The following is a 23711-nucleotide window of genomic DNA, read 5'->3' as shown; positions in this document are numbered from 1 at the left end:
TCAGGAATGACGTAGCATAAACACTAAAAATGCGATAAAACCAATTAAGATAAGCCCTAAAAATCCCATGGTTGTGAAACTTTTACTCAGGTTCTCACGACTGAATTGATCCGGTCTACCTTTTATAGAACGATACAATAGCCAAACAATAAGGCCTGCAGCAATAAGTCCGAGTATTTGGTACAACGTTTCCATCATTTAATCTCCTTTTTTTCAAAACTAAATGCATCTGAAAATAATTGTTTTGGCGATACCCCTTGGGCAATTAAAGCATCTCTTGTGGCGTAAACCATATCGAAAGGGCCGCCAATGACAAATTGCCATTTTTTCAGATCCAAATGATGTTGCTCAAGCACGATGGAGGCTAAAGTGTCTTTTGAACTATTCGACAAAAGAGAAAAATAACGGAACTGCGCAACATGCGATTGCCAACGACTTACTGTCTCGTTCATGTATAAATCACTTTGGGATCGTGCCCCCCAAAAGAGTTCAAAAAAACGCTTATCACTTGTTGCTAATAACTGCTCTATCATTGCCTTGATCGGTGCAAATCCAGTACCTCCGGCAATAAATAAAATCGGTTTGTTCGCATCTAATTTATTGAGATAGCAATCACCAAATGGCAAGTGAATGGTAACGACACCTGATTGTTTAATTTCAGCAAGCAATTGCTGATTGTACACATTATCTGGGCTATGACGAATGTGCAATTCATACTTATGCGAACCCAAAGGGGCATTTGCTATTGAATAGCTTAACGCTTCACCTGCTGAAAGAATTTCCAGGTATTGTCCGGCCTGATAGTCAATAAAGCGTTCGGGTGTAAGGATGAGCTGCAGAATACTATCAGTGAGCGGAACAACGCTCTCTACTTGGGCTCGAACTTTTTGTATCTTCATGCATCTAACCCAAGTTGGGACCAATACTGATTGATTCTTTGCAAGATTTCTTCATCCATGGTAATTGCTTTTCCCCATTCCCTTTGAGTTTCACCTGGCCATTTTGAGGTAGCATCCATCCCCATTTTTGAACCAAGTCCTGAAACAGGCGAAGCAAAATCAAGATAATCAATCGGTGTATTGTCAATCAATACGGTATCTCGCAGTGGATCCATGCGCGTGGTTATGGCCCAAATCACATCTTGCCAATTGCGCGCATCCACATCTTCATCGCAGACGATAACAAATTTTGTGTACATGAATTGCCTTAAGAAAGACCAAACGGCCATCATAATCCGCTTTGCGTGACCCGGGTATTGCTTTTTAATGGTTACTACTGCTAAACGGTAAGAGCATCCCTCTGGTGGTAAATAAAAATCAATAATTTCTGGAAATTGCTTTTGCAGTAAAGGGATAAATACCTCATTAAGCGCCACCCCCAAAATAGCGGGTTCATCAGGTGGACGCCCAGTGTAAGTGCTGTGATAAATAGGTTGCTCGCGATGAGTAAGTCGCTCAACCGTGAAGACTGGAAAAGTTTGCACTTCGTTATAATAACCTGTGTGGTCACCAAAAGGGCCTTCTGGGGCTTCCTCCCCTGGGGCAATATACCCTTCTAAAATAATTTCGGCACTTGCTGGGACATGCAGATCGCTGCCCAAGCATCGTGTCAACAGCGTTCGTTGTCCACGCAATAGACCCGCAAACGCATACTCAGAGAGTGTATCTGGAACAGGAGTTACTGCGGCTAGCAGTGTGGCTGGATCCGCCCCTAAAGTCACCGCAAGTGGAAAGCGCTCTCCTGGGTATTCTTGTTGCCAAGCTTGGTAATCCAAAGCCCCACCGCGATGGGATAGCCAACGCATGATGAGCTTGTTTTTGCTGAGCAGCTGTTGTCGATATATTCCCATATTTTCCCGCGATTGATGCGGGCCCTTAGTCGTTACCAAACCCCAGGTGATAAGAGGGGCTGCATCCCCTGGCCAACAGGTTTGGACAGGTAAGCGAGTTAAATCAACCTCTTCCTTTTCCCAAACGTATTTTTGGCAAGCGGCATCGTTCACATATTTGGGAGCCATATTCAGTGCTTGCTTAAGTAAAGGCAATTTTGAAAAAGCATCTTTAAACCCTTTTGGCGGTTCGGGTTCTTTTAGCGCCGCAAGCAATTTACCCACTTCACGGAGTGCCTGGATAGTTTCTTCACCCATGCCCAGTGCTACGCGCTCAACGGTACCGAATAAATTGGTCAGTACAGGCATAGAAGCAGATTGAGGATGAGTAAAAAGTAAAGCAGGACCGCCTGCACGCAATACCCTGTCACTCACTGCTGTCATTTCGAGATGAGGAGAAACCGGGTAAGTAATGCGCTTTAATAATCCTCGCGCTTCTAATTGAATGATAAAATCACGTAAGTCAGCATATTTCATGAATAGATCTAAGAAAAATAGTTACGCTCTCTGCACAGGACAGCACTGAAAACTATCAGGGCATCTCTCACCAATACTGTCCTGCGATTCAGGTAAATGGCTAAACTCTCGCACTTCCTACGTTCCACAGACAAACGCAGGACGTAGGAATAAGAGAATCTTTTTTGTCCGTGCAGAAACATTACGCTGATTAATGGTTCAGCATTTATCTTTCGATAATTACGAATAAATTTCCTTATTCCTGCCGCTTCATTGCCTCAAAAAACTCGGCATTCGTCTTATGATTCTTCATACGCTCGAGTAAGAACTCAATAGCATCGCATTCATCCATAGACTGTAGAATTTTGCGAAGAATCCAAGTGCGGTGCAACTCTTCTGGGCTGAGTAGAAGATCTTCTCGGCGAGTACCTGAGCGATTGATATTAATCGCAGGGAAGACTCGACGTTCAGAAATGCTACGACTTAAGTGGATTTCCATGTTACCGGTTCCCTTAAATTCTTCGTAAATGACCTCGTCCATCTTAGAGCCAGTATCCACAAGGGCCGTAGCAATAATGGTTAAACTGCCACCTTCTTCGATATTACGCGCAGCACCATAAAGGCGTTTAGGCCTTTGCAAGGCATTGGCATCCACCCCTCCTGTCAGCACTTTTCCAGAAGAGGGAACCACGGTGTTGTAAGCGCGTGCCAACCGGGTAATAGAATCCAGAAGGACAACCACATCTCGCTTATGCTCAACCAGCCGCTTCGCCTTTTCAATGACCATTTCCGCAACTTGTACATGGCGGTTAGCAGGCTCATCAAAAGTACTTGCCACGACTTCACCTTTGACAGAGCGCTGCATTTCAGTCACTTCTTCAGGACGCTCGTCAATCAATAAAACAATCAGGTAACACTCGGGGTAATTTTTCTCAATGGAATGAGCAATGTTTTGTAACATCAAGGTTTTACCCGCTTTCGGTGGAGAAACAATAAGACCACGTTGACCTCGGCCGAAAGGTGCGCACAAATCGACAACTCGAGCAGTTAAGTCCTCTGTACTGCCATTCCCTTGTTCCATGACTAGACGTTCGGTTGCAAATAAAGGAGTAAGGTTTTCAAATAAAATCTTGCGCTTTGCGCTTTCCGGTGAATCAAAGTTAATTTGATCAACCTTTAATAAAGCGAAATAACGCTCATTGTCTTTTGGGGGACGAATTTTACCGGTGATGGTATCGCCTGTACGCAAACCAAAACGTCGAATTTGACTTGGCGAAACGTAAATATCATCAGGACCTGCTTGATAAGATCCGTCTTCAGAACGCAAGAAACCGAAACCGTCGGTCAATACCTCCAAAACACCCCCACCAAGAATATCTTCACCCTTGTGTGAATGAGCTTTGAGGATAGCAAAAAGAATATCTTGCTTGCGCATACGGGCAGTATTTTCAGCCCCCATTTCTTGTGCGATATTGACGAGTTCGGCAATGGGCAATTGCTTAAGTTCACTAAGATTCATACTTCTCACTTGATGTGTTGGTTAAACGAAATGAAATTTTCCGGGATAATTAACTATTGGAAGGACAGGTTAGAAAGCCACTGTCCACGTAGTAGATCGGCCTCTCAAAATTTTCCAGCCTTATTACCTATCAGGACAACTGTCATCAACGAGTGAGTTTGATAAAATCCCAGTTGTACAGCGAATTGGGCAATTTGAAATGGCAAATTGAGAAAGTGACTACACATTTGAGACAACAGCCTAACACAGCTTTTTCAAGAGATCCACTAATTTTTCTCTCTTCAGCTCTTATTATAAGCTGAAAAGAGAAAAAACCGAATACAATTTATACATTTTTATACATTGCTTTCAACAAAGGCACTTAATTGGGATTTAGAAAGTAGGCCCATTTTGATCGCTTCTACTTGACCGTTCTTAAACAGAATAAGGGTAGGGATACTCATGACACCATATTTAGAAGGTGTTTGTGGGTTTTCGTCGATGTTAATTTTTGCAAAGACGACATTGTCACTATGGTTAGCAGCTACTTCTTCCAAAATAGGCGTTAATGCACGACATGGACCACACCATTCAGCCCAAAAATCAACCAACACCGGCTTGCCTGAATTCAATACTTCCTGCTCAAAACTAGAGTCAGTTATTGTCTTTATATTCGCACTCATGAGTAAAACCTCGATTAATTAAGTTAAGGAGACCTTGAACATTATAGATCACCACAGACAGCTTGCAACACACTGAGCGCAGCAATTGCCGCCGTCTCAGTACGCAATACTCTAGGTCCGAGGCACAAGGGTTTAAAATCTGCAGAGAAAATTTGCTTAAGTTCCTCCTGACTAAAACCGCCCTCAGGGCCAATGAGTAGAGTAAGTTCAGCTTGAGCAAAATGATAATCTCGCCAGGTATTCGCTCCTTTGGGATCGAGCACAAACTTTAATTGCCCCTTGTGAGTACGCAAATACTCTCCCAGGGTTAAAGCAACCCGCACCGGAGGAACTTGATTCCTTCCGGACTGCTCGCAAGCAGCGATAACAATCGATTGCCAAGTGTTAAGCTTCTTTTCCATTCGTGTTTGATCTAATTTAACAACCGAACGTGCGCTAATCAGGGGTGTTATGCTTGCCACCCCCAATTCCACTGCTTTTTGCATGACAAACTCCATTCGCTCACCTTTTGAAACCGCTTGTGCCAAATGAATAATTCGCGGTGATTCTCTACTGATCTCTCGTTCAGCAATGATTTTGACACTGACTTTTTTCTTGTGAGCAGCAACCAAAGAAGCCTCGAATTCTCGATTATCACCGCAGAATAAAGTAATTTTATCACCTGGCTGCATCCGCAAAACAACGCCCACATGTTGACCAGCCTCGGGTGATAGCTCTATAGTTTGACCAAGTTGATAAGGACCGGCCTGAAAAATACGGGTTTCTCTCACGAGTAACTCACTAAAATGAATTAGAGTTTAATTTTACTATACGACAAAAAATCTTGGTGCTATTTTAGCGCTTTATTTTTATAGAGGATGAAGCATTATGGGTAAAACTCGCATTGAAACAGACAGCATGGGTGAGATCGCCGTTTCTGCTGACCGTTATTGGGGAGCACAAACCGAGCGCTCACTCCATCATTTTAATATTGGTCGCGATATCATGCCCCGAGAAGTCACTCATGCGTTTGGCATATTAAAAAAAGCCGCTGCTTTAACGAACCTTGAATTAGGCAAACTCCCTCAAGATAAGGCTGACCTAATTATTAAAGCGGCTGAAGAGGTCTGTTCGGGCAAATTGGATGACCATTTTCCCTTACATGTTTGGCAAACAGGGAGCGGCACTCAGTCAAATATGAATGCGAACGAGGTCATTTCCAATCGCGCCATTGAAATGGCTAATGGCACAATGGGAAGTAAAGCACCGGTTCATCCCAATGATCATGTCAATATGTCACAATCTTCTAACGATACATTCCCCACAGCCATGCATATCGCTGCTGCAATCGCTATCCATGCAAAACTATTACCTGCTGTACGCAATTTGCGTGAGGCCCTAGCCGAAAAAATGCGCGCCTTTAAAGACATTGTGAAAATTGGCCGAACTCACTTACAAGATGCGGTCCCTCTCACCTTGGGCCAAGAGTTTTCAGGTTACGTGGCACAGTTAGAGGCGTGCATTCAGCGCATCGAACAAACGCTACCTGAATTATACGAACTGGCTTTAGGGGGGACCGCGGTAGGTACCGGATTAAATACGCACCCTCAATTTGCCGTCAAAGCATCGGCTCATATTGCTGCTATTACTCAACTTCCTTTCACTTCAGCACCTAATAAATTCGCAGCGTTGGCCTCGCATGAGCCTTTAGTTATGGCTCATAGCGCATTCAAAGCATTAGCTTGCGCATTAATGAAAATTGCCAATGATGTTCGCTGGCTTGGCTCAGGCCCCCGTTGCGGCATTGGTGAATTAATCCTGCCTGAAAACGAACCAGGCTCATCCATCATGCCAGGTAAAGTCAATCCCACACAATGTGAAGCGATGACGATGGTGTGCGCGCAGGTTATTGGTAATGATACAGCGGTAGCTATTGCGGCCAGCCAAGGTAATTTTGAGCTTAACGTTTTTAAACCCGTTATCATTTTTAATGTTTTACATTCCTTAAATCTCTTAGCGGATACTTGCCATTCATTCCAAGAATTTTGCGTTGAGGGTCTAGAAGCCAATCGCACCGTCATTGATTATTACTTGCATCATTCTCTAATGTTAGTGACTGCGCTTAATCAGCATATTGGTTATGATAAAGCCGCTAAAATTGCTAAGACGGCTCATCATGAAAATATTTCTTTGCAAGAAGCAGCCGTTAAGTTAGGTTTCCTAACCGCTGAGCAATTTAATGAGTTTGTTAAACCGGAGGAAATGGTAAATCCCTAGGTTATTAAAGCTCATTGCCAAGAATTAGGAGATTCCTCACCACGTTCGGGACGACAACAACCTGTCATCCTGAGCAACGCGAAGAACCTCCCAACTCTTGGCAATAACCCCACCAAGGAGATCCTTCGCTTCGCTCAGGACGACAACACAACCGTCATCCTGAGCAACGCGAAGGACCTCCCAACTCTTGGCAATAACCCCATCAAGGAGACCCTTCGCTTCGCTCAGGACGACAATACCACCGTCATCCCGAGCAAGAGCGAGGGACCTCCCAACTCTTGGCAGTAGCTCCCATCAAGGAGACCCTTCGCTTCGCTCAGGACGACAATACCACCGTCATCCTGAGCAACGCGAAGAACCTCCCGACTCTTGGCACTAACCCCCCAAGGAGATCCCCCACCACATTCGGGGCGACAACAGCTCTCTTCCTTACCAAATTACTGCAGTTCTTTTAAATACCGAGTCAATGGCGCCACATTGTCACTGAAAATCCATTTTAATTCTCGATTTAACTCCCTGTGCAAACTAAATTTAGAGTCAACCATACCAACACCCACTTGTTTTTTTGCTGACTTCAGCGTTTTAATTTTTTGATTATCAAATAAAAGATAATGGCCTAAAACACCGCCGTATTGTTTCTGCAAGCAAAGGCGCACAAATTGAGTGACATTGTTATGTACAGCCACTAATAGCATAACCTCAGGGGGGAATAATGTCAGTGAAGCAAACACTGATTCATGAAGACTTAACAAATGATAATCGACACAAGGAGTGAGTGTACGCAGATCATGATAAAGACTGGCTTCCGCATTAAAAGGGACTTTTAATTCAACAAATAAATGGAGGCGTTTGCCATAGCGCTCAACGACCTCTGCAAGACTCAATATCTCCGGTACCAAAGCCCTCAGTTTTTTAAAAGTCAATTCCTTAATGGCAACCTCCTTACCCCAAAGTCGCTTTAGAGTAGGGTCATGGTTAACCACCAACACGCCATCAGCAGTCGCATGAACATCAAACTCAATTCCCCAGCAACCTAGAGCAAGTGCCGCAGAAAAAGCCGCCTCGGTGTTTTCGATAATACGTTGTTTTTTGCTGTGTGCGCCACGATGAGCGATAAGATGTGTTTTGGAAATCTTAAAGTTTTGAGGAATTTTTCTGGGCCAAAACGCAAAGAAGTAATTGATTGTTTTTTCAAGCAATTTCAGAATTTTCATGGCCTCCCTATTTCGTCAATGCCAAACTTTCAAATGAGTGCACTCAAAATTAAAACTTAAAATTCTTGTCCTTAGGCCTCTGTAAAACGCTATTTAAATTAAGCCATTGCCGACAGGTTTGCAATTTCTTTACAAAAGAAATGTTCAAAATTAGAACTACTTAATATTCTCCTAATTTTAAGTCTATAAACTTTATATATAAGGTTACGGAAGCAAGTTCAAAATGGATTTTGATAATGGCAGGTATATATTATGAAAGAGAAGATTACTAGAAGCCTAAAGAGGATTCAAGCCTTAGAGCCCCTTATTTCCGATGAAGGGGAAAGATCCACGATACGAGCTGTGCGTATAAATCTGGCTAGTAAAGTAACAGAAACGGCTAGTTCAGAAGAACTGAGTCTTATCGCACAGCAAGTCAACGACCTCTGGAAACTCCCTGTTATGGTAAAAGCTACTTTACTTTACCAGATGAACGGGTTTTATTCTTTGATTGGTGATTCATCTAACCTTAATTCAGCTTTTCCTATTTTTATCCAAGAAGATCGCAAATCCATTCGCGATCCTTCTTTGAAAGATATTCAACAATTGATTACTGAGGTCCAAAACACAGATGATCTTAAAATTCTCGAATCAAAAAAAAGAGAATTTGATTTAGTGAAAAAATTGGTTCAAGAAGCATTGATCAATGCAATGATTACCCGACTCTCTGCCTTAACAGCACAAACCGACACCCAATCAACCGGACTCTTTAATAATCTTTTTTCAACCATTAAGTCTCAAGTCACCGCGCCCAGCGAGGTGTCTCTATTTTTGGAAAAACTAAAACAAGCTCAGCAAGCGTTGAAAGAGTCTACTAGCTCGGCTCAATCTTCTCATCAAGAGTCCCAAATTAGAGCCATTCTTCATACCGACTTCGTCAAGTTAGTAAACGAGTTTCACCAGCATCTTCAAAAATTACGTGAGGAAAAAAACCGTTTACCTTCTCAAGATTCAGTGAACCCCTCTGTTACCAAACAACCCTCAGTGACAGAGGTAAAACCAACCGCCACGAAAACGGCCACCATTGATGATCAATCAGGTGCCGCAAAAGTTCAACCAGTCGGCTCAGTAATTACATCAGGAGTTGAGAAAGCATCGCCGGCCGTTAGGGAAACTAAACCAGCCGCCTTGAAAGCCACCGCAGAAGAAAAGAAAAATAAGCTATTACAAGATTTAGAGCAGGTTTCCTCTTTACTCGCCACTCATTCTTACATCCTTAGTACGGATCCTCGTCATGTAATCGTGCGTGATAAGTCTGCAAAAGATATCAGTAAGTACATTGAACAAATAAAAGGAACTAGTGATCTCAGCCTTTTAGAGCAAGTAACAAAGGAATTTGGTTTCATTAAAAAAGAAATACAAATAGCACTCCTTGAAGGAATGATCGAAAGCTTAGCTCCGTCGCCATTCCTTGATGATCCTTCAGCAAATCCAACCAAGCCCTCAGTAGCAGAAAAAATGTTTACTGGTTTGGTTAGTGGTCTGGTTAAAGCAAAAGATAAAATGACAGACGCATTTTCTGAATTGCTCATGCCGGAAAAAGTCGAAGTACAAGCCAGTGCAACCGCTTATAGCGAAACACTTCAAAAATACCTTCATCAGCTAGAAGAAAGCACTAACAAAGTTTACCCCACCGCCGGCATGATTAGCTTAGTGAAAGAATATCGCCGCCTAATGGATGCAACCTATGGTCCATACCCTGTGGCTCAACCTGTTGCAGAAAGTGCCGATAAGGAAACCCCATCGAAGCAGGCAAATACTACCAAAAAACGGAAGAAACGGGTCAGGGAAGCACAAATTGAAGAACCCGTAGCCCGAAAATACAGCACTGATGCTCTGGAACAATTAAAAATGGCAGGCGTTCCAGAAAAAAGTATTCAAGCCTTTCAACAGAAAGGGATGGGACTTAGCGTAGTAACCAGTTTAACCACCCTCAGCGAAAAAACAATTCATGCATTTCAAGACATTAAAGTCAGCAAAAAGGCTGTTAAAGAATTATATGAAACGAAGCTTAGTATTGGAGCACTCAAAGAGCTGAAAAAAATAAAAGAAGAATTTGAACATCTAGAGGAAATAAAACGAGCTATTGAAAAAGAACAGGATCTACCACCTGGCTATTTATCCCAAGAAAACCTTTCAGCGTACCAGCAAAAAGCGGCCAGCAAAGAAACGCTCGAAGAGTTAAGAAAAATGGCGGCACTAAGCTTAGAAACCATTGGTGAATTTCAAAAAGTGGGGGTTAGCAGAGAAACGCTTACACAAATACAAACCTGGTCTGAACTTAGCCAAGAAGCAGTTAGCGAATTTAAAAAAACAGGAATTGATCCTGAATCACTGAAAGAGTTACAAAAGGCTAAACTGAGCGGAAACGTAATTGACGAACTGCAAACAAGAAAAACTCCCGGTGAGTTAAAAGAAAAATACAAGCAGGTTTTTGCACAAATTAAAGAAAAAGAGCAAACGCTTGTAATGTTGCTTAAACAAGCTGAGCATAAAGAAGAAGAACTTGTCGCCGAAGAAAAAGAGAAAGGATTGAAGGAAGGCGAGCTCTCCTCAGATCCTTATATCCACGAACGACTAAAGGAAATTAAAGAATTAAACGCAGAAAGTAACCGGCAAGTAAGGGAGTATAACCAATTCGTTGAAGATTTCTCTCATCTTAGTCGTCAGTTTTTACCTGAGACAGCGACTGCCACGCCCATGGATGTGCAAAAACTTAATGAAGCTTGGGAGAAATACAAACCACAAGATAAAAAACTCTATAATGGGATGGTAGAAAAAGGAAAAATCACCAAAAGCAGAGTCCTTGAGGTCATGGTCGAAAAAGCGGAAGAATACCTCGAGCAAATCACTCACGTTCAAGTCCGTATCGGCGCAACCACTGAAAACATCAATATTAGGCTTGCAGAGCTTAGTGGACTTAGAGAAAAGGACGCCGCGCAAGTTAAAAAATCTCCTGTAGCAAAAACACCCGAAACCCTTGCTGCGGCTCCTCGTGAAGAAGAAATTCCACCCACTGTACCGCCAAGAAAAAAAGTGGATATCGAAAATCCTTCCATCGGCTCCAATGCCGCTGCAGCTCAAGAAGAGAGTGCAGTCACCTCTCCACCATTAACCGGAGCAAATGAGCCACAAGAAAAAAGAACCGGAAGAAAGGCTGTGCTTGAGTTAACGGCTGAGCTGGAGAAAAAAGACAAGGAGTACAAGCCACTTGCTGATGAAATAATACGTATAGCCAGACATTTTAATCGCACACGCAAATTATTGAAAGAGCCTGTTAAGCAAACAGAAAATACTTTAGACCCAGGAAAATTATGGGAAAAAACGATGGAAGGATTGAAATCCATACAAAATATCTTTACCAGTGAAAGGCCTTCTAATCCATCCCCTAAAATGCGATCAACCTCGTCTGTTGAAAATCCGATTGAATTACTAAGGCCTCAATTGCTTGAGAATCCGAGATTTACTAATTTGCTGGAAAAATACGATGAGCTCTTAAACCGTTTTGTTGAAATTGCTAAAGCGAAGAATGATAAATTTGAAGCATTGTCTAATCCCAAAGACACCAAACTCCAAGAAAGTGAAAAACTTCAAGGAAAAATTGAAGCAGTGGGAGAAGCCTTCCAAGAGCTAGAGGGGATTAGAGGCGACCTTATTAAGCTGATAGCAGAAATACAGCAACAGATAGAGGCCGCAAAAAAAAGGAGAGAGGAGCTTATCAAGAAAAAAGAAGCACTTATCATACAGGAAACCAGAGACATCAACTCTTTACTGGGGGAGATAGAAGTATTAATTGCTGGTATGGGCAAAATCTCTCAATACAAGGACATCAAAATTCCTTTTGATCTTGAAACAGTAAAATCTGAAAGCAAAAGAGTGATCGACAAATTTTCTGATAATTCACCATTTGAAATAGAAATGAATGCGGAAGCCCGTAAGAAGACATTAATTGGCCTAAAAACGCAATTAGAGAAAGGCGTTGCTTCAGTAAATAACCGTTTTTCAGATGATTGGAAAAAAGTTCGCGCTTTGTTAGGTGATGCCTCTCGTAAGATGCGTACGTATAACGATGAAGTATCACGCGCTTGTGGTTCAAGCGAAGCAGTGGACTTACGAGTTATACAAGAAGCCCATAATAATTTAAGTGGCCGTTTAGGTAGAATACCTCAACCGTCCCAAGTTGATATCGAACATTTAGATGGCCCTGTCCTTGTTTATGATTTAGATTCAGCACAGCGACAACTCGATACTTTAAAAAGGGATGTGCTCGAACACAGTAACTCGTTAACCTCAGCGACCTTGGAAGTAACCAAGAGAGCGGATTCAGACGAAGTTAAAATAGTTCGCGAGATGATAGCCACTATCAATAAAAGTAGAGCACAAATAACCGATAAAACGGAGAAAACCCAAGATATTCTTGATAATGCGGCCAAGCATCTAAATGATCGCTTACATCAATACCTCAATTTGCACACTGACAATAAAAACACCTTTATCACTCAATGCATAAGCACCATGCAAACTGATCTCAGTGAAAATAACCTGCGTCAGCTAACTCAACTCAATCCTGTGGAGTCTTTTTTCAAACCCCTCATCGAAGGCCTTATCAATCTTCTTGAGTCACTAGCTTCTTTGCTACCCACTTGGGTAAGAACACCCACCCCACCAAAAACTTACCAAGCTCAATTCTTTGCTAGTCCAACCGAGTCAGAAGTGGCAGGTGCTGCAGAGAAAGCACATACTGATTTGGCAAAAATTAAAGAACAGGTAGGAAAGGTTTCAGGCTCCATCGAGGTTCGAGAGGAAGGCGCTCCTATCATCCTAAGTTCTAAATAGGCCATAGGTCGGGTCTCAAGGCGCAACATACTTAAATGTTGACAGCTAGGCAAATCTTAAGTATGTTAGCCAGCTGATTGCCGAGGTGGTGGAATTGGTAGACACGCTAGCTTCAGGTGCTAGTGGGGGCAACCCCGTGGAGGTTCGAGTCCTCTTCTCGGTACCATTGATAGATTTTACAACAATCCTTAATGGTTCGCAAACGTACGTAATGTATTGATTATTATTAAAATAATACTGACTTCTCTCTCTCAAATCTTTCTCAACTATTCGTTATTTTTCGTATATAACTGCAAGCACTTTGGGTAAGATCTTGGGTAAGATTTTTTATCCCTTCTCTATCCAAAGATGCTGCTTAGTTGAGGGAATTACAAATGCTTTCAGATGCAAAAGTCAGATCATTAAAGATAGAAGACGGCAAACGCCATGCTGATCGGGATGGATTAGTATTGGAAATAAGACCAAGTGGAAAAAAGGTCTTCCTTTTTCGCTTCCAATGGGAAAAGAAACCGCAGACAATCACCTTAGGCAATTATCCAAGCCTAAGTGTGGCAGATGCTCGAAGCAAAGCAACCTCACATCGTGACCTACTCAATAAAGGAATTGATCCCAGGAAAGGCGTGATTAGTGAGCAAAGCAAACTCACCTTTCGTGAAGTAGCAGAACAATGGCATCAAAAAAACACGCATCGATGGAAACCGGTTACAAGCAATCGCCACTACAAAAGCCTTACTCGTGATATTTATCCATTCATAGGTGATAAACCCATCGATGAAGTCACTAAAGCAGAGCTTTTAAAAATCATTCAACCTCATGAAATACAAGGTCATCATGAAGTAACTCACCGTTTACACGATAGATTAGAAGCGATTTTTTCATTTGCTGTTGGTGCATCACTCACAGATAACTACCCTTTCATTGGTTTGAAAAAAGCGCTTGCTCCCAAGCCGCGTGTAATCAATCAACCAGCAATACATCCAGATGAAGCACATAAAATGCTAGCCATAATTAAAAATACTCCCGGCAGAAAAATAATCAAAATATATACTGAGCTACTGGCCCACTTATTTACAAGACCATCGGAATTACGGCTTGCTCAATGGTCTGAATTTAATTTGCAGCAAGCTGAATGGCATATACCAGCCGAACGTATGAAAATGGCAGCCGCACACTGGGTGCCTCTATCACCAAGGGTATTAGAATTACTTAAAGAATTGCGATTGGTTACTGGTTTTACACCCTATCTATTTAATTCACCCTCAGCAAAAATACCGCAACCAATTAGCGAGACCAGCGCACGCAAACTGTTACACAACAATGGTTATAAAGATCTTCATACATTACATGGATTTAGAGCGTTGGCTTCAACTGTTTTACATGAGCAAGGACATTTCAGAAGTGATGCTATAGAAGCACAGTTAGCTCATAAGGTTCAAGGTGTGCGTGGGGTATATTTACGAGCTGACTTTAAACAAGAGCGCAGACTGCTTATGGAATGGTATAGCAATTGGTTACTGTGTAATGACAACGACCAATCCATGATAAATCAACTGGCGGAGAAATTATAATGACCGAACTTTACGAAGATCCTGCGCGAGCAAAACAAATGATAAATCGTACATTAAACACAGATGTTAAAATTAATCCGAACAGCTTATTACTGGTGCCAATTTACCTACAGTTATGTGATTTAATTAAGCATGAAATTTCAATGGAGCATGTGAACATAATCAATAACACGTGGTATTATTACCAAGTCTTGATAAAAATGAGTAGTAAGATCGGTTTTAAAAAAATAAAAAAGAAGATTAACAAATTAATTTCTCTTCAAGACGAAATTCTTCAAGAAATGTTGGATCAAGATATTAGTCTCTTTGAGCAGAGCGGTAGACCTTTTGCCCTATTTGGCACAAGGAACGATATAATCCAATTTTCGAAAAACTTAAATCGCAAAAATGGATCTCCATACAGTACAAATTCACTTATAAGACAATGCTATTTTGAATTGCTATTCATCGCTGAATCATTAGGATTGGTTTCCCCAAACCAATACTATCAACGTAGTGAATTAAAGTCTTTTTTAGAAATTGTCACAACACCTCTTATTGAAAGCTCTGAGCCAACAGATAAAACGCTAGAGTATTATTGCCAAGAATATGATAGGGCGAAAAATCACTCTAATGTAAAAAAATTAATATCCGAATTAATAAAGCATTGTATCGAATACAGATTAAATGCAGCTTTGTGGGAAAAACTATTAACCATTTATCAAATTCAAATCGCGCCACTCATGCTAACTCAATAAAACACAGCCCTACGACACGAGCTTGATTTTGATGCTGTGTCGTAGGTGCCTGATGTAAAACATAATTTCCTTCATAATTTCTTATGAATCCTTGAGAAAGATTCCAAAAGAGAAGTCACGTTATATTTTTTTGAAGGAGATACGATTTTGAGCGAACTACCAATTCTACTTTATCCCAAACATGTCCAAAAGGTTTTAGGGGTTGGTCCAACCAAATTTTATGAACTTGCAAAACTTCCCGATTTTCCCAAGCCGCGAAATCCTTTGGGGAAACGCCCCATGTATCTGAGGAAGGAAATTGAGGACTGGGCAATAAATCTCGATGTAAATTTCAATCAGGGAAAAAATGAGGTGGTTCATGGAGAACAATAGGGCTATTGCTAAGGAGTTACAACGCGAGCTTTCTCTCTTACAGGCAGTGCGAGAAACAGAGTATGAATTACCAGAAGCACTAAAACATCAGCTTTGGTTAGAAGGAAAACAGGTAGATGAGCAGTTGTCGCAGCTGATGAGAGGTCATCATGCCTAGAAATAGAATGATTAAAAGTGAGTTCTGGACAAGCGAGCAAATTATATTTTGCTCGCCATTAGCGAGATTACTTTTTATAGGTCTTTGGAATTTTGCTGATGATAATGGCGTTTATCCTGCTTCTTATGTGAAGCTAAAAGCACAAGTTTTATCTGCAGATAATTTTTCTATAGAGGAAATTAAAGGATTAATTTCCCAGCTTATTGAGCAGGGGCTTTTAAGAGAATATGCCGTCAATGATAAGTCCTACTGGATTGTAACTGGTTGGAAGAGTCATCAGAAAATTGAAAAACCCACTTATCGTTACCCATTGCCGCAATCTGAGCTTACATTAATCTCGCCTACATTCCCCCAATTGCCCAATGAGCATTCAATGAATATTAGCAGAGCAATCGACCCTGTTTCAGGGAATTCTATTGGAATAGTCGACGAATATTTGTCGACGGGTAGCGACGAAATAGAAAAGAAAGAAAAGAGAAAGAAAAAAGAAAAACACATAAGTGAAGTTAAAACTTCACCTGTTGATGTTTTAACTTTAGAAAATAATGCTGTCACACAACTATTTGAATATTGGCAACGTACGATGAACCACTCTTTGGCTAAATTGGATAAAAAAAGAAAACGTACTATAGAGCAAGCACTCAAATTGGGTTACACCATATCAGCACTCAAGCAAGCCATCGATGGTTGTAAAAACACCCCCTACAACATGGGTAAAAATGACCGCCAACAGTTGTATGACGATATTGGCCTTATTCTGCGTGATGCAGAGCATATTGAGCGATTCATAGGGAATGCTAACAAAAATGAAGCGCAATTCAATTACATGAAAAGTGACGATATTATGGCAGGAGTAATTTAACATGATGATGGCAAAGGAAATTGCAAGAAGTTTAGCTCAGCGTGCCGAGGAAATAGCGAGATATTTATTACCGGAAGGCAAGAAGGTTGGTAATGAATGGAAGGTAGGGAATGTTAGCGGGGAATCAGGAAAATCTCTTGGAGTATGCCTTACGGGGGAGAAAGCTGGTATATGGTGTGATTTTGCTACGGGGGATAGCGGTGATTTACTCAATCTCTGGACTCAATCACGCAATCTAACCAATTATGAGGCTATGAAAGAAGCTGCCTGCTACTTAGGTATATCACAGCCTCATTTCGATGCTTATAAAACTTCTAAATTCGTTAAACCCAAGCAGAAGATAGAACAATTGAGTGATAAATCTTCTGTAATGAATTATCTAACCCAGATGCGTAAATTAAAACCAGAGACTATTCAAGCATTTCAAATAGGACAGAGAGACAACGAAATTATTTTTCCTTATTTTCGTGATAACGAACTCATATTTATAAAATATCTGAATTTAAAGCGTATAAATGGCAAGAAGCAAATGTACGTAGAGGCCAAATGCGAGCCTTGTTTATTCGGCTGGCAAATGCTTCCACCACAAGCTCGTTCTGTCATTATTTGTGAAGGTGAAATTGATGCAATGACGTTATTTCAATACGGATTACCGGCATTATCAATTCCCTTTGGCGCAGGAAGTGCCAATAAACATGCTTGGATAGAATATGAGTTTGAGCGCTTAGCAATTTTTGATGAAATATTTCTTTGCATGGATGATGATCAAGAGGGTCAAATTGCAACAAAAGAGTTAATTGAGCGTTTAGGCAGGCATCGTTGTCGTGTTGTTAAACTGCCCTTCAAAGATGCTAATGAATGTTTACAAGCAGGAATTACCGCCGAAACAATGAAAGATTGCTTTGATTTAGCAAAAACACTAGATCCTGATGAGTTAAAATCGGCGAGCCTATTTGTAAATCAAGTAATTGGGGAGTTCTATCCTCAACCAGGAGCATTTATAGGGTACTCTGCTCCTTGGACAAAAACTACTGATAAGATACTTTTTAGACCAGGTGAACTTTCAGTTTGGACTGGCATAAATGGTCATGGGAAAAGTCAATTTCTAGGACAAATTATTTTAAGCATGATGCAGCAAGGTGCTCGCGTATGTATAGCTAGCCTTGAATTAGTACCAAGGCGTTTATTAATGAGATTAACTCGCCAAGCTGCTGCCTTAGCTCAGCCCGCTATTGAATACATAGAAGCAATCCATCAATGGTATGAAGGCAAGTTGTGGCTTTTTGATCTTGTTGGGTCAGCAAAATCTAAAAGATTGTTGGATGTTTTTTTATACGCTCGCCAACGTTATGGGGTTGACGTTTTTATTATTGATTCGCTAATGAAATTAGATATTGCTGATGATGATTACAGCGTCCAAAAAGTATTTATGGATCAGCTATGCGACTTTAAAAATCAGCATAATTGCCAAATTCATATAGTGGTTCATCCTAGAAAAGGATTTGACGAATCAAAACCACCAAGCAAGTTGGATATTAAAGGGAGTGGAATAATCTCTGATTTAGCTGATAATTCTTTCATTATTTGGCGAAATAAAGAAAAAGAGCGGCTGACCCAGGCAAAAGAAAGCGGAGCCATATTAGAGGAAAAAGAAGCAAAAATTCTTAATGCGGCGGGCTGCAAATGGATTTGCGATAAGCAACGCAACGGTGATTGGGAAGGGGTACTTGGTTTTTGGTTTCATGCTGGTTCATTACAATACTTAGATACTCCAGATCAAAAACCAATACGATTTGTTAAATATTCAAAACAAAGTGTTAGCACAGCATAGCTAGGTTTTTGAAGTTTCTATTTTTCCAGTCTATAAAAGGAGTTATTCATGAAAAATAAAGGTGGAAGGCCACGGAAGTTAACACGAGAAATAAAAGATGCTCTGATTCACGGAAGTTAACACGAGAAATAAAAGATGCTCTGATTGATGGGGTATCGAGAGGGTTAACTCTTAAAGCAGCATGTAAGTGTGCAGGGATTTCATATTCGTCCTTGGCTAACTGGAAAAAATTAGTAAGAGGAGGCGATCAAGACGCTGATGTATATACTGATTTCATAGCAAATATCCATGCCGCGATGCGATATGCCCAATATCAACAGCGCCAATTAGCATTAGCATTAATTAAAAAAGAGGATTTTAAGTTTAAAGAGCGCAAGAAAAAGATTAGAATGACGCCAAGAGAAATGGAAGAAAATTTGATTGCACATTTAATTACACAAGTAGAGGCACTAGAAAAGAGAAGAAGTCATGAACATGAAGCCACACCACAACAGTTTGGTAAAAAAGGTTTCTGATGCAACAAATATTCAAGCTTGTCTTGCCATTCGACATCAAATATTTGTAGAGGGGCAAAAAGTTCCTATTCATGAAGAGGTCGATGGGTTGGACTCCAGTAGTGAGCATTACCTCTTGTTTTTCAATCAACTGCCAATGGGTACCGCACGTGTTCGTTATTCAGGTGATTTTGCTAAAATTGAGCGCGTAGCTATTTTAGAAGCCTATCAAGGCCAGGGACTAGATCATGTCCTGATGAATTTTATAATAGGGGATATACAACAGAATCATCAGGTCAAAAAGGCCATGCTTGGATCTCAAACTTATGCCATCCCATTTTATGAAAAATTGGGATTTGTAATTTGTAGTGATGAATATCTAGATGCAGGAATCCCTCACAAAGACATGCAACTTCATTTTTAACTGAAATAGGCTAGCCAAAACCATGATAAAATACCGTATGTCTACTTTTAAGTAAGACAATCATTATTCAAGGTGTGTCTGTGTGTGTGCTAAAATTTATTTTTCAAAGAGCAGGCCGTATCGGTGGTATTTATTCGTTATCATTATAGCTACGTGCCTTGTCACAGTTGATCATACTTAAAAACCTTTTTAGTCAAACAACTGACGTAATCAAGTAGGCGGATTTTTGCCTGATAATCAGAATGGAAATTAAATCATGTCAATCAAACAAAATAGATTAATTCAAGTCGTTCCTTATGATGTCAGCTGGCCTAAACAGTTTGTAGAAGAGGCAAAAGAAATCAAAATTGCATTAGGCGGGAATTGCATTGAGATCCACCATATCGGATCAACTTCGGTTCCAAACTTGGCAGCAAAACCTGTAATTGATATGATGCCTGTGGTTTTGAATATCACTAAAGTGGATGATACCAATACTGCGATGTCAGCACTTGGATATGAAGCCAAAGGTGAGTATGGTATGCCTTTTCGTCGCTATTTCCAAAAAGGAGGGAACCAAAGAACTCATCACGTACATGCTTTTGAGGTAGGCAGCCCTGAAATTGAGCGGCATTTAAAATTTCGAGATTGGATGAGAAATCATCCAGAAGACAGGAATGCCTATGCTCATTTAAAACAAGACTTAGCACACCAATATCCTGATGATATTAACGCATATTGTCTTGGTAAAGATGAGTTTATTGCGAGCATTGATAAGAAAGCAGGTTTTAATGGATTAAGAATAGTTAAAGCGTTGACCACACGAGAATGGAACGCAGTGCGTCATTTTAGGCAATTTTATTTTTTTGATAAAGCCGGAATCTCTGATCCATATACCTGGACTTTTGATCATATTTCTCATGTCCATTTTGTTTTATACCAAGGTACCGAAATTATTGGTTATGCTCATCTGCAATTGTGGCCTCATCAACGGGCAGCAATGCGCATTATTGTTATCGATGAGATAAAAAGAAACCATAAATATGGTGGTCAATTCTTAACGTTATGCGAAAAATGGCTCAAAAGCCAAGGATATAAGAGTTTGCATATTGAATCATCTCCAGATGCGCTAAAATTCTATAGATCCAATGGTTACGCCGATATGCTTTTTGATGATCCCGATGGTTATGAAGGCTCTCCTGAAGATACTGCTGTAGGGAAGATATTATGATTACTATTGAAAACATAACTGCGGAATTAGCTGAATCGTTGTGCCGAAAAATCACAGCTGATTTACCTGAATATTTTGGTTTACCTGAAGCCAACGAACATTATGCTCAGGGTGTAAAAGCGTATGCAAATTTTGCCGCTAAAAAGAATGGTAATTACATTGGGCTTATTTCCATTAATTTTCCCTATCCTAACAATGCCAATATTTATTGGATGGCCGTTTTGCGTGCTTTTCACCGCCAAACCATAGGAGAACAACTGATTGATGCTGCCTGTGAATTTGCAAAAAAGCATGAAGCTAAGACGATGACAGTTGAAACATTAAGCCCTTCTGAAAAAGAAGAAAATTACATGAAGACCTATCAATTTTATCAATCGACTGGTTTTATTCCTCTTTTTAATTTGAAACCACAGGAGTACGAATGGGACATGGTTTATATGGTTAAAAATCTTGAAAGTTCGGGTAGCAATAAAACTGTATCTATTAAACCATTAAGTTTGGCTGACATTCCAACCATTATTGATGCCTTTCAGAGAGTAAGTTGGCAAAAATCCGCCTCTCTATTTGAAGGCTATTACCAAGAGCAACAGAAATCAGAAAGAATTGTTTGGTTAGCTTATCTTGGCGAGCAGTTTACAGGATACATTACTTTGAAATGGCTATCACAATATGAACCTTTTGTTAGCAAAAGTATTCCCGAAATTATGGACTTAAATGTACTTCCAGAATTTCGTCAATCTGGGATAGGTAGTACTTTACTTCAAGTAGCTGAAGAAAAGGCCGCAAGCCAAAGTGACGTTGTAGGAATTGGCGTAGGATTGTATGGGGGTGCTGATGGAGGATATGGTCAGGCTCAACGACTTTATGTAAAAAGAGGTTATCTACCAGATGGTTTAGGTGTGACTTATGACTATCAGCCCACAGTGCCAGGACAAATTTATTCTCTCGATGATGATTTAATTTTATGGTTTACTAAAAAATTGAGATAGCCTGTGCATAAAATACGGGTAGCAAATAAATAGGAGCATCTATGCCAATTGTATCAATAGATATAAGAAATTCGTTCACAAAAGAAGAAGAGATCACTTTGATGAGATCAGTATATTCTGCTCTACAAGAGGTCTTTCAACTTTCTGATGATGCTATAAATATTCGTCTTTTTGTCCACGAACCTCATCGTTTTGCCATTCCACCAACAAAAAACAAGTTTGAAACTTACAATCATCCTGAATTATATACAATTATTAGTATTGATTGCTTTCCTGGTCGCACCACTGATACCAAGCGTCGGCTATATCGTCGCTTAACAGAAAACCTTGAAACATGTGGCATTCCTCAAGATCATATCAAAATTGTTTTAAGGGAATCTAATCGAGAAAATTGGGGTATTCTTGGTGGACAGGCGGGATGTGATGTAGATGTGGGCTATAAAGTTGAAGTGTAGACTGAATTTTGAAAATCTCAGCTACAGATAAGGCGAGATATTCTTTACAGCATTTTTCACAAATTCTTCTTTCTCACCCACCGGCGCAAAATAATGTAATGCTTTTTTTGCTGCATCTAAGTTATTCAACTTGGCGATTATCCATGCGCTAAGATAGGCTGAGGATAAGCAACCTCCGGCAGTTGCCACATTATCTTTTGCAAACAAGGGTTGAGAAAGAACCTCAATACCAGCTTCTTGCACCCAAGGCTTAGTAATAGAATCAGTGCAAGCAGGAACATCGCCCAGTATTCCAAGCCTCGCGAGCATCAACGTGCCAGAACACTGGGCTCCAATGATTTGAGAATGTGGGTTGAGATTGATGCGATTCATAATAGCCCCATTTTTAATGATATCTCGAGTCATACAACCAGAGCCCACAATAACTGCATCAGCATTACTAGCATCCTCAAGAGTACCTTGTGCTCGAATAGCTAAACCTCCCATTGATATTACCTCAACCTCCGGACAACAAATTTTGATATTCCAATCAGCTTTATCGAGCCATTTAAGCATTCTAAAGGCTACGAGCGAATCGATTTCATTAAAACCTTGAAAGGTAAGAATCGCAATATTCATTTTATTACTCATACGTTATACGGTTAGCACCAATAAAAATTAATCCCAAAATGAATCCCTAACCCAATCTTCACTAAATCCCATTTTATTAACATCAATGTTAGGGTGGTCACTAATCAGCATACGCAAATGCTTAGCCCAATCGCTACCAGGGGAGATGACATCAAGAAATATTTTTAATATTGCAGCTTGCGCTGAAAACCTACTGTTCTTTTTTAACTGCTGGCCATAATCATTAGCAACTAGCGGTTTTAAAGTAAAATTCCTATTCCAAAGTTTACTGTGGTGCGCGCATAAATTACGCAAATATGTCAAAGCATGCAACCAAGATGTCATTACTTTATAGTTGATATCAAAATGCTTACAAATTAACTTTTGATTTTCACGATCAATCAAATTAGCAAAAATCATCGACCATGAACCTAATGGCAACACCTCTGCTACCATCCATACAGCGGGAAGTGCAGGTGTTTGATATTTATCATAATAATGCTTAATAAATCGCTCGCGCTTTTTGTCCTGAATAGATCCATCCGGCACTTTATACTGCGTTTCTTTTTTAATGGATTGAATTAGATCACCATGGTTGAATTTAGGTAGGAATAAGCTTTTATCAAGATACCAATGCGCATCATTATATTTCAATGCCAGCTCGTTAATCATCACAGTACGAATGGCAATCTCAATTCGCTCTATTGCATCAATAACAAGCAAACGTAATTTGCGGTCAAAGACATAGCAATCTAAAATTTGTTCAAAAGTCGTACCATTGCGATATTGTTTTTCTCCATTAACAAGACCGTCCTCAAATTCTATGGCATACCCACAAAAACGGTAGTAACTGATATAGTATAAGTGATGACGAGCAGTATCCTTATCTTGAATAATGACACCACGTGAGGATAGGCGTTCAAGCTGATCATTGATAGAAAGCGGCGGCTTTTCAAATATGTTATTTTGGTTATTCATAGGCATTAAAAAACCCGTCGGGGTGCGCATTGTAAAGAGGCGTGACGGGTGTTGTTATTAACAGTATAGCAAATAAACCCAGCCTCCAACAATATTTATTTTAGTTTGTTGAATTGATTGGGTAATTTAGCAAAAAAGAGAGGTATTAGCCATCA

General features: G+C 40.4%; 21 protein-coding genes, 1 tRNA gene and 1 pseudogene. 14 read left to right on the top strand and 9 right to left on the bottom strand.

Annotated features, from left to right (window positions below; genetic code table 11):
- The 6 genes from B5D33_RS06380 to B5D33_RS06355 all read right to left on the bottom strand — a co-directional run bounded on the left by B5D33_RS06380 (position 1) and on the right by B5D33_RS06355 (position 5295).
- Complete coding sequence (locus B5D33_RS06380) at positions 1-195, bottom strand: hypothetical protein (protein ID WP_058453820.1); 195 nt, start codon at positions 193-195, stop codon at positions 1-3.
- Entirely contained in the window at positions 195-899 is a 705-nt protein-coding gene (locus B5D33_RS06375; RefSeq protein ID WP_058453669.1) for an NAD(P)H-flavin reductase, read from the bottom strand. The genes B5D33_RS06380 and B5D33_RS06375 overlap by 1 nt, the downstream gene beginning before the upstream one ends.
- Entirely contained in the window at positions 896-2365 is a 1470-nt protein-coding gene (gene ubiD, locus B5D33_RS06370) for a 4-hydroxy-3-polyprenylbenzoate decarboxylase (protein ID WP_058453668.1), read from the bottom strand. The genes B5D33_RS06375 and ubiD overlap by 4 nt, the downstream gene beginning before the upstream one ends.
- 235 nt (positions 2366-2600) lie before the next feature.
- Positions 2601-3863, bottom strand: coding sequence for a transcription termination factor Rho (gene rho, locus B5D33_RS06365; RefSeq protein ID WP_058453667.1), 1263 nt, complete (start codon positions 3861-3863; stop codon positions 2601-2603).
- 335 nt (positions 3864-4198) lie between these two features.
- Positions 4199-4525, bottom strand: coding sequence for a thioredoxin (gene trxA / locus B5D33_RS06360; protein ID WP_058453666.1), 327 nt, complete (start codon positions 4523-4525; stop codon positions 4199-4201).
- Positions 4526-4566: 41 nt separating this feature from the next.
- Positions 4567-5295: a 16S rRNA (uracil(1498)-N(3))-methyltransferase gene (locus B5D33_RS06355; RefSeq protein WP_058453665.1), complete on the bottom strand. Its 729-nt coding sequence runs from the start codon at positions 5293-5295 to the stop codon at positions 4567-4569.
- Positions 5296-5392: 97 nt separating this feature from the next.
- Here B5D33_RS06355 and fumC point away from each other — a divergent pair, with 97 nt between their 5' ends.
- On the top strand, positions 5393-6781 hold the full coding sequence (gene fumC / locus B5D33_RS06350) for a class II fumarate hydratase (RefSeq protein WP_058453664.1): 1389 nt from the start codon (positions 5393-5395) through the stop codon (positions 6779-6781).
- 437 nt (positions 6782-7218) lie between these two features.
- Here the strand turns inward: fumC and B5D33_RS06345 are convergent, their stop codons facing one another.
- A complete protein-coding gene (locus B5D33_RS06345) occupies positions 7219-7995 on the bottom strand; it encodes a glycerophosphodiester phosphodiesterase (protein WP_058453663.1) in 777 nt (258 codons plus the stop codon).
- Between the two features lie 252 nt (positions 7996-8247).
- On the opposite strand from B5D33_RS06345, the gene B5D33_RS06340 reads away from it, so the two are divergent.
- The 13 genes and pseudogenes from B5D33_RS06340 (at position 8248) to B5D33_RS06285 (ending at position 21969) form a co-directional block, all read left to right on the top strand.
- Entirely contained in the window at positions 8248-12870 is a 4623-nt protein-coding gene (locus B5D33_RS06340) for a hypothetical protein (RefSeq protein ID WP_058453662.1), read from the top strand.
- Positions 12871-12949: 79 nt separating this feature from the next.
- Positions 12950-13036 (top strand) — tRNA-Leu (locus B5D33_RS06335).
- Positions 13037-13244: 208 nt separating this feature from the next.
- Entirely contained in the window at positions 13245-14438 is a 1194-nt protein-coding gene (locus B5D33_RS06330; RefSeq protein WP_058453661.1) for a tyrosine-type recombinase/integrase, read from the top strand.
- On the top strand, positions 14438-15175 hold the full coding sequence (locus B5D33_RS06325) for a hypothetical protein (protein WP_058453660.1): 738 nt from the start codon (positions 14438-14440) through the stop codon (positions 15173-15175). The genes B5D33_RS06330 and B5D33_RS06325 overlap by 1 nt, the downstream gene beginning before the upstream one ends.
- Positions 15176-15322: 147 nt before the next feature.
- Positions 15323-15547, top strand: coding sequence for a helix-turn-helix transcriptional regulator (locus tag B5D33_RS06320; protein ID WP_058453659.1), 225 nt, complete (start codon positions 15323-15325; stop codon positions 15545-15547).
- Positions 15534-15704 carry a hypothetical protein gene (locus B5D33_RS16585; protein ID WP_156415035.1) on the top strand — a complete coding sequence of 57 codons (171 nt, stop codon included), beginning with the start codon at positions 15534-15536 and terminating at the stop codon, positions 15702-15704. The genes B5D33_RS06320 and B5D33_RS16585 overlap by 14 nt, the downstream gene beginning before the upstream one ends.
- Positions 15697-16566 carry a hypothetical protein gene (locus B5D33_RS06315; RefSeq protein WP_058453658.1) on the top strand — a complete coding sequence of 290 codons (870 nt, stop codon included), beginning with the start codon at positions 15697-15699 and terminating at the stop codon, positions 16564-16566. The genes B5D33_RS16585 and B5D33_RS06315 overlap by 8 nt, the downstream gene beginning before the upstream one ends.
- 253 nt (positions 16567-16819) lie before the next feature.
- Positions 16820-18397 carry a bifunctional DNA primase/helicase gene (locus tag B5D33_RS06310; RefSeq protein ID WP_234802471.1) on the top strand — a complete coding sequence of 526 codons (1578 nt, stop codon included), beginning with the start codon at positions 16820-16822 and terminating at the stop codon, positions 18395-18397.
- 122 nt (positions 18398-18519) lie between these two features.
- Positions 18520-18912: pseudogene (locus tag B5D33_RS06305) on the top strand (hypothetical protein); the annotation flags it as partial.
- Positions 18866-19315, top strand: a complete 450-nt coding sequence (locus B5D33_RS06300; protein ID WP_234802470.1) for a GNAT family N-acetyltransferase — start codon at positions 18866-18868, stop codon at positions 19313-19315. The pseudogene B5D33_RS06305 and the gene B5D33_RS06300, both read left to right, overlap by 47 nt.
- A 256-nt stretch (positions 19316-19571) precedes the next feature.
- Positions 19572-20525, top strand: coding sequence for a bifunctional GrpB family protein/GNAT family N-acetyltransferase (locus tag B5D33_RS06295; protein WP_058453654.1), 954 nt, complete (start codon positions 19572-19574; stop codon positions 20523-20525).
- Positions 20522-21514: a GNAT family N-acetyltransferase gene (locus B5D33_RS06290; RefSeq protein WP_058453653.1), complete on the top strand. Its 993-nt coding sequence runs from the start codon at positions 20522-20524 to the stop codon at positions 21512-21514. Before B5D33_RS06295 ends, B5D33_RS06290 begins: the two co-directional genes overlap by 4 nt.
- Before the next feature lie 41 nt (positions 21515-21555).
- The gene (locus tag B5D33_RS06285) at positions 21556-21969 is read left to right on the top strand and encodes a tautomerase family protein (protein WP_058453652.1); all 414 of its coding nucleotides are present in this window, start codon (positions 21556-21558) and stop codon (positions 21967-21969) included.
- A gap of 21 nt (positions 21970-21990) precedes the next feature.
- On the opposite strand, the gene B5D33_RS06280 is transcribed toward B5D33_RS06285, so the two are convergent.
- Positions 21991-22587, bottom strand: a complete 597-nt coding sequence (locus B5D33_RS06280) for a DJ-1/PfpI family protein (RefSeq protein WP_058453651.1) — start codon at positions 22585-22587, stop codon at positions 21991-21993.
- Positions 22588-22626: 39 nt separating this feature from the next.
- Positions 22627-23562: an Abi family protein gene (locus tag B5D33_RS06275; protein WP_058453650.1), complete on the bottom strand. Its 936-nt coding sequence runs from the start codon at positions 23560-23562 to the stop codon at positions 22627-22629.
- Between the last annotated feature and the right edge of the window lie 149 nt (positions 23563-23711).

The organism is Legionella maceachernii, from assembly GCF_900167045.1.
In the GTDB taxonomy this organism is placed as follows: domain Bacteria; phylum Pseudomonadota; class Gammaproteobacteria; order Legionellales; family Legionellaceae; genus Tatlockia; species Tatlockia maceachernii.
Note: the sequence above shows the minus strand (reverse complement) of the source record. Positions and strands in the feature narration are given on the sequence as shown.

What these genes read in the sequence shown, in the direction of transcription:
- B5D33_RS06380 (WP_058453820.1), bottom strand. Translation starts at nt 195, where the DNA reads ATGGAAACGTTGTACCAAATACTCGGACTTATTGCTGCAGGCCTTATT.
- B5D33_RS06375 (WP_058453669.1), bottom strand. Translation starts at nt 899, where the DNA reads ATGAAGATACAAAAAGTTCGAGCCCAAGTAGAGAGCGTTGTTCCGCTC.
- ubiD (WP_058453668.1), bottom strand. Translation starts at nt 2,365, where the DNA reads ATGAAATATGCTGACTTACGTGATTTTATCATTCAATTAGAAGCGCGA.
- rho (WP_058453667.1), bottom strand. Translation starts at nt 3,863, where the DNA reads ATGAATCTTAGTGAACTTAAGCAATTGCCCATTGCCGAACTCGTCAAT.
- trxA (WP_058453666.1), bottom strand. Translation starts at nt 4,525, where the DNA reads ATGAGTGCGAATATAAAGACAATAACTGACTCTAGTTTTGAGCAGGAA.
- fumC (WP_058453664.1), top strand. Translation starts at nt 5,393, where the DNA reads ATGGGTAAAACTCGCATTGAAACAGACAGCATGGGTGAGATCGCCGTT.
- B5D33_RS06345 (WP_058453663.1), bottom strand. Translation starts at nt 7,995, where the DNA reads ATGAAAATTCTGAAATTGCTTGAAAAAACAATCAATTACTTCTTTGCG.
- B5D33_RS06340 (WP_058453662.1), top strand. Translation starts at nt 8,248, where the DNA reads ATGAAAGAGAAGATTACTAGAAGCCTAAAGAGGATTCAAGCCTTAGAG.
- B5D33_RS06330 (WP_058453661.1), top strand. Translation starts at nt 13,245, where the DNA reads ATGCTTTCAGATGCAAAAGTCAGATCATTAAAGATAGAAGACGGCAAA.
- B5D33_RS06325 (WP_058453660.1), top strand. Translation starts at nt 14,438, where the DNA reads ATGACCGAACTTTACGAAGATCCTGCGCGAGCAAAACAAATGATAAAT.
- B5D33_RS16585 (WP_156415035.1), top strand. Translation starts at nt 15,534, where the DNA reads ATGGAGAACAATAGGGCTATTGCTAAGGAGTTACAACGCGAGCTTTCT.
- B5D33_RS06315 (WP_058453658.1), top strand. Translation starts at nt 15,697, where the DNA reads ATGCCTAGAAATAGAATGATTAAAAGTGAGTTCTGGACAAGCGAGCAA.
- B5D33_RS06310 (WP_234802471.1), top strand. Translation starts at nt 16,820, where the DNA reads ATGAAAGAAGCTGCCTGCTACTTAGGTATATCACAGCCTCATTTCGAT.
- B5D33_RS06300 (WP_234802470.1), top strand. Translation starts at nt 18,866, where the DNA reads ATGAACATGAAGCCACACCACAACAGTTTGGTAAAAAAGGTTTCTGAT.
- B5D33_RS06295 (WP_058453654.1), top strand. Translation starts at nt 19,572, where the DNA reads ATGTCAATCAAACAAAATAGATTAATTCAAGTCGTTCCTTATGATGTC.
- B5D33_RS06290 (WP_058453653.1), top strand. Translation starts at nt 20,522, where the DNA reads ATGATTACTATTGAAAACATAACTGCGGAATTAGCTGAATCGTTGTGC.
- B5D33_RS06285 (WP_058453652.1), top strand. Translation starts at nt 21,556, where the DNA reads ATGCCAATTGTATCAATAGATATAAGAAATTCGTTCACAAAAGAAGAA.
- B5D33_RS06280 (WP_058453651.1), bottom strand. Translation starts at nt 22,587, where the DNA reads ATGAATATTGCGATTCTTACCTTTCAAGGTTTTAATGAAATCGATTCG.
- B5D33_RS06275 (WP_058453650.1), bottom strand. Translation starts at nt 23,562, where the DNA reads ATGCCTATGAATAACCAAAATAACATATTTGAAAAGCCGCCGCTTTCT.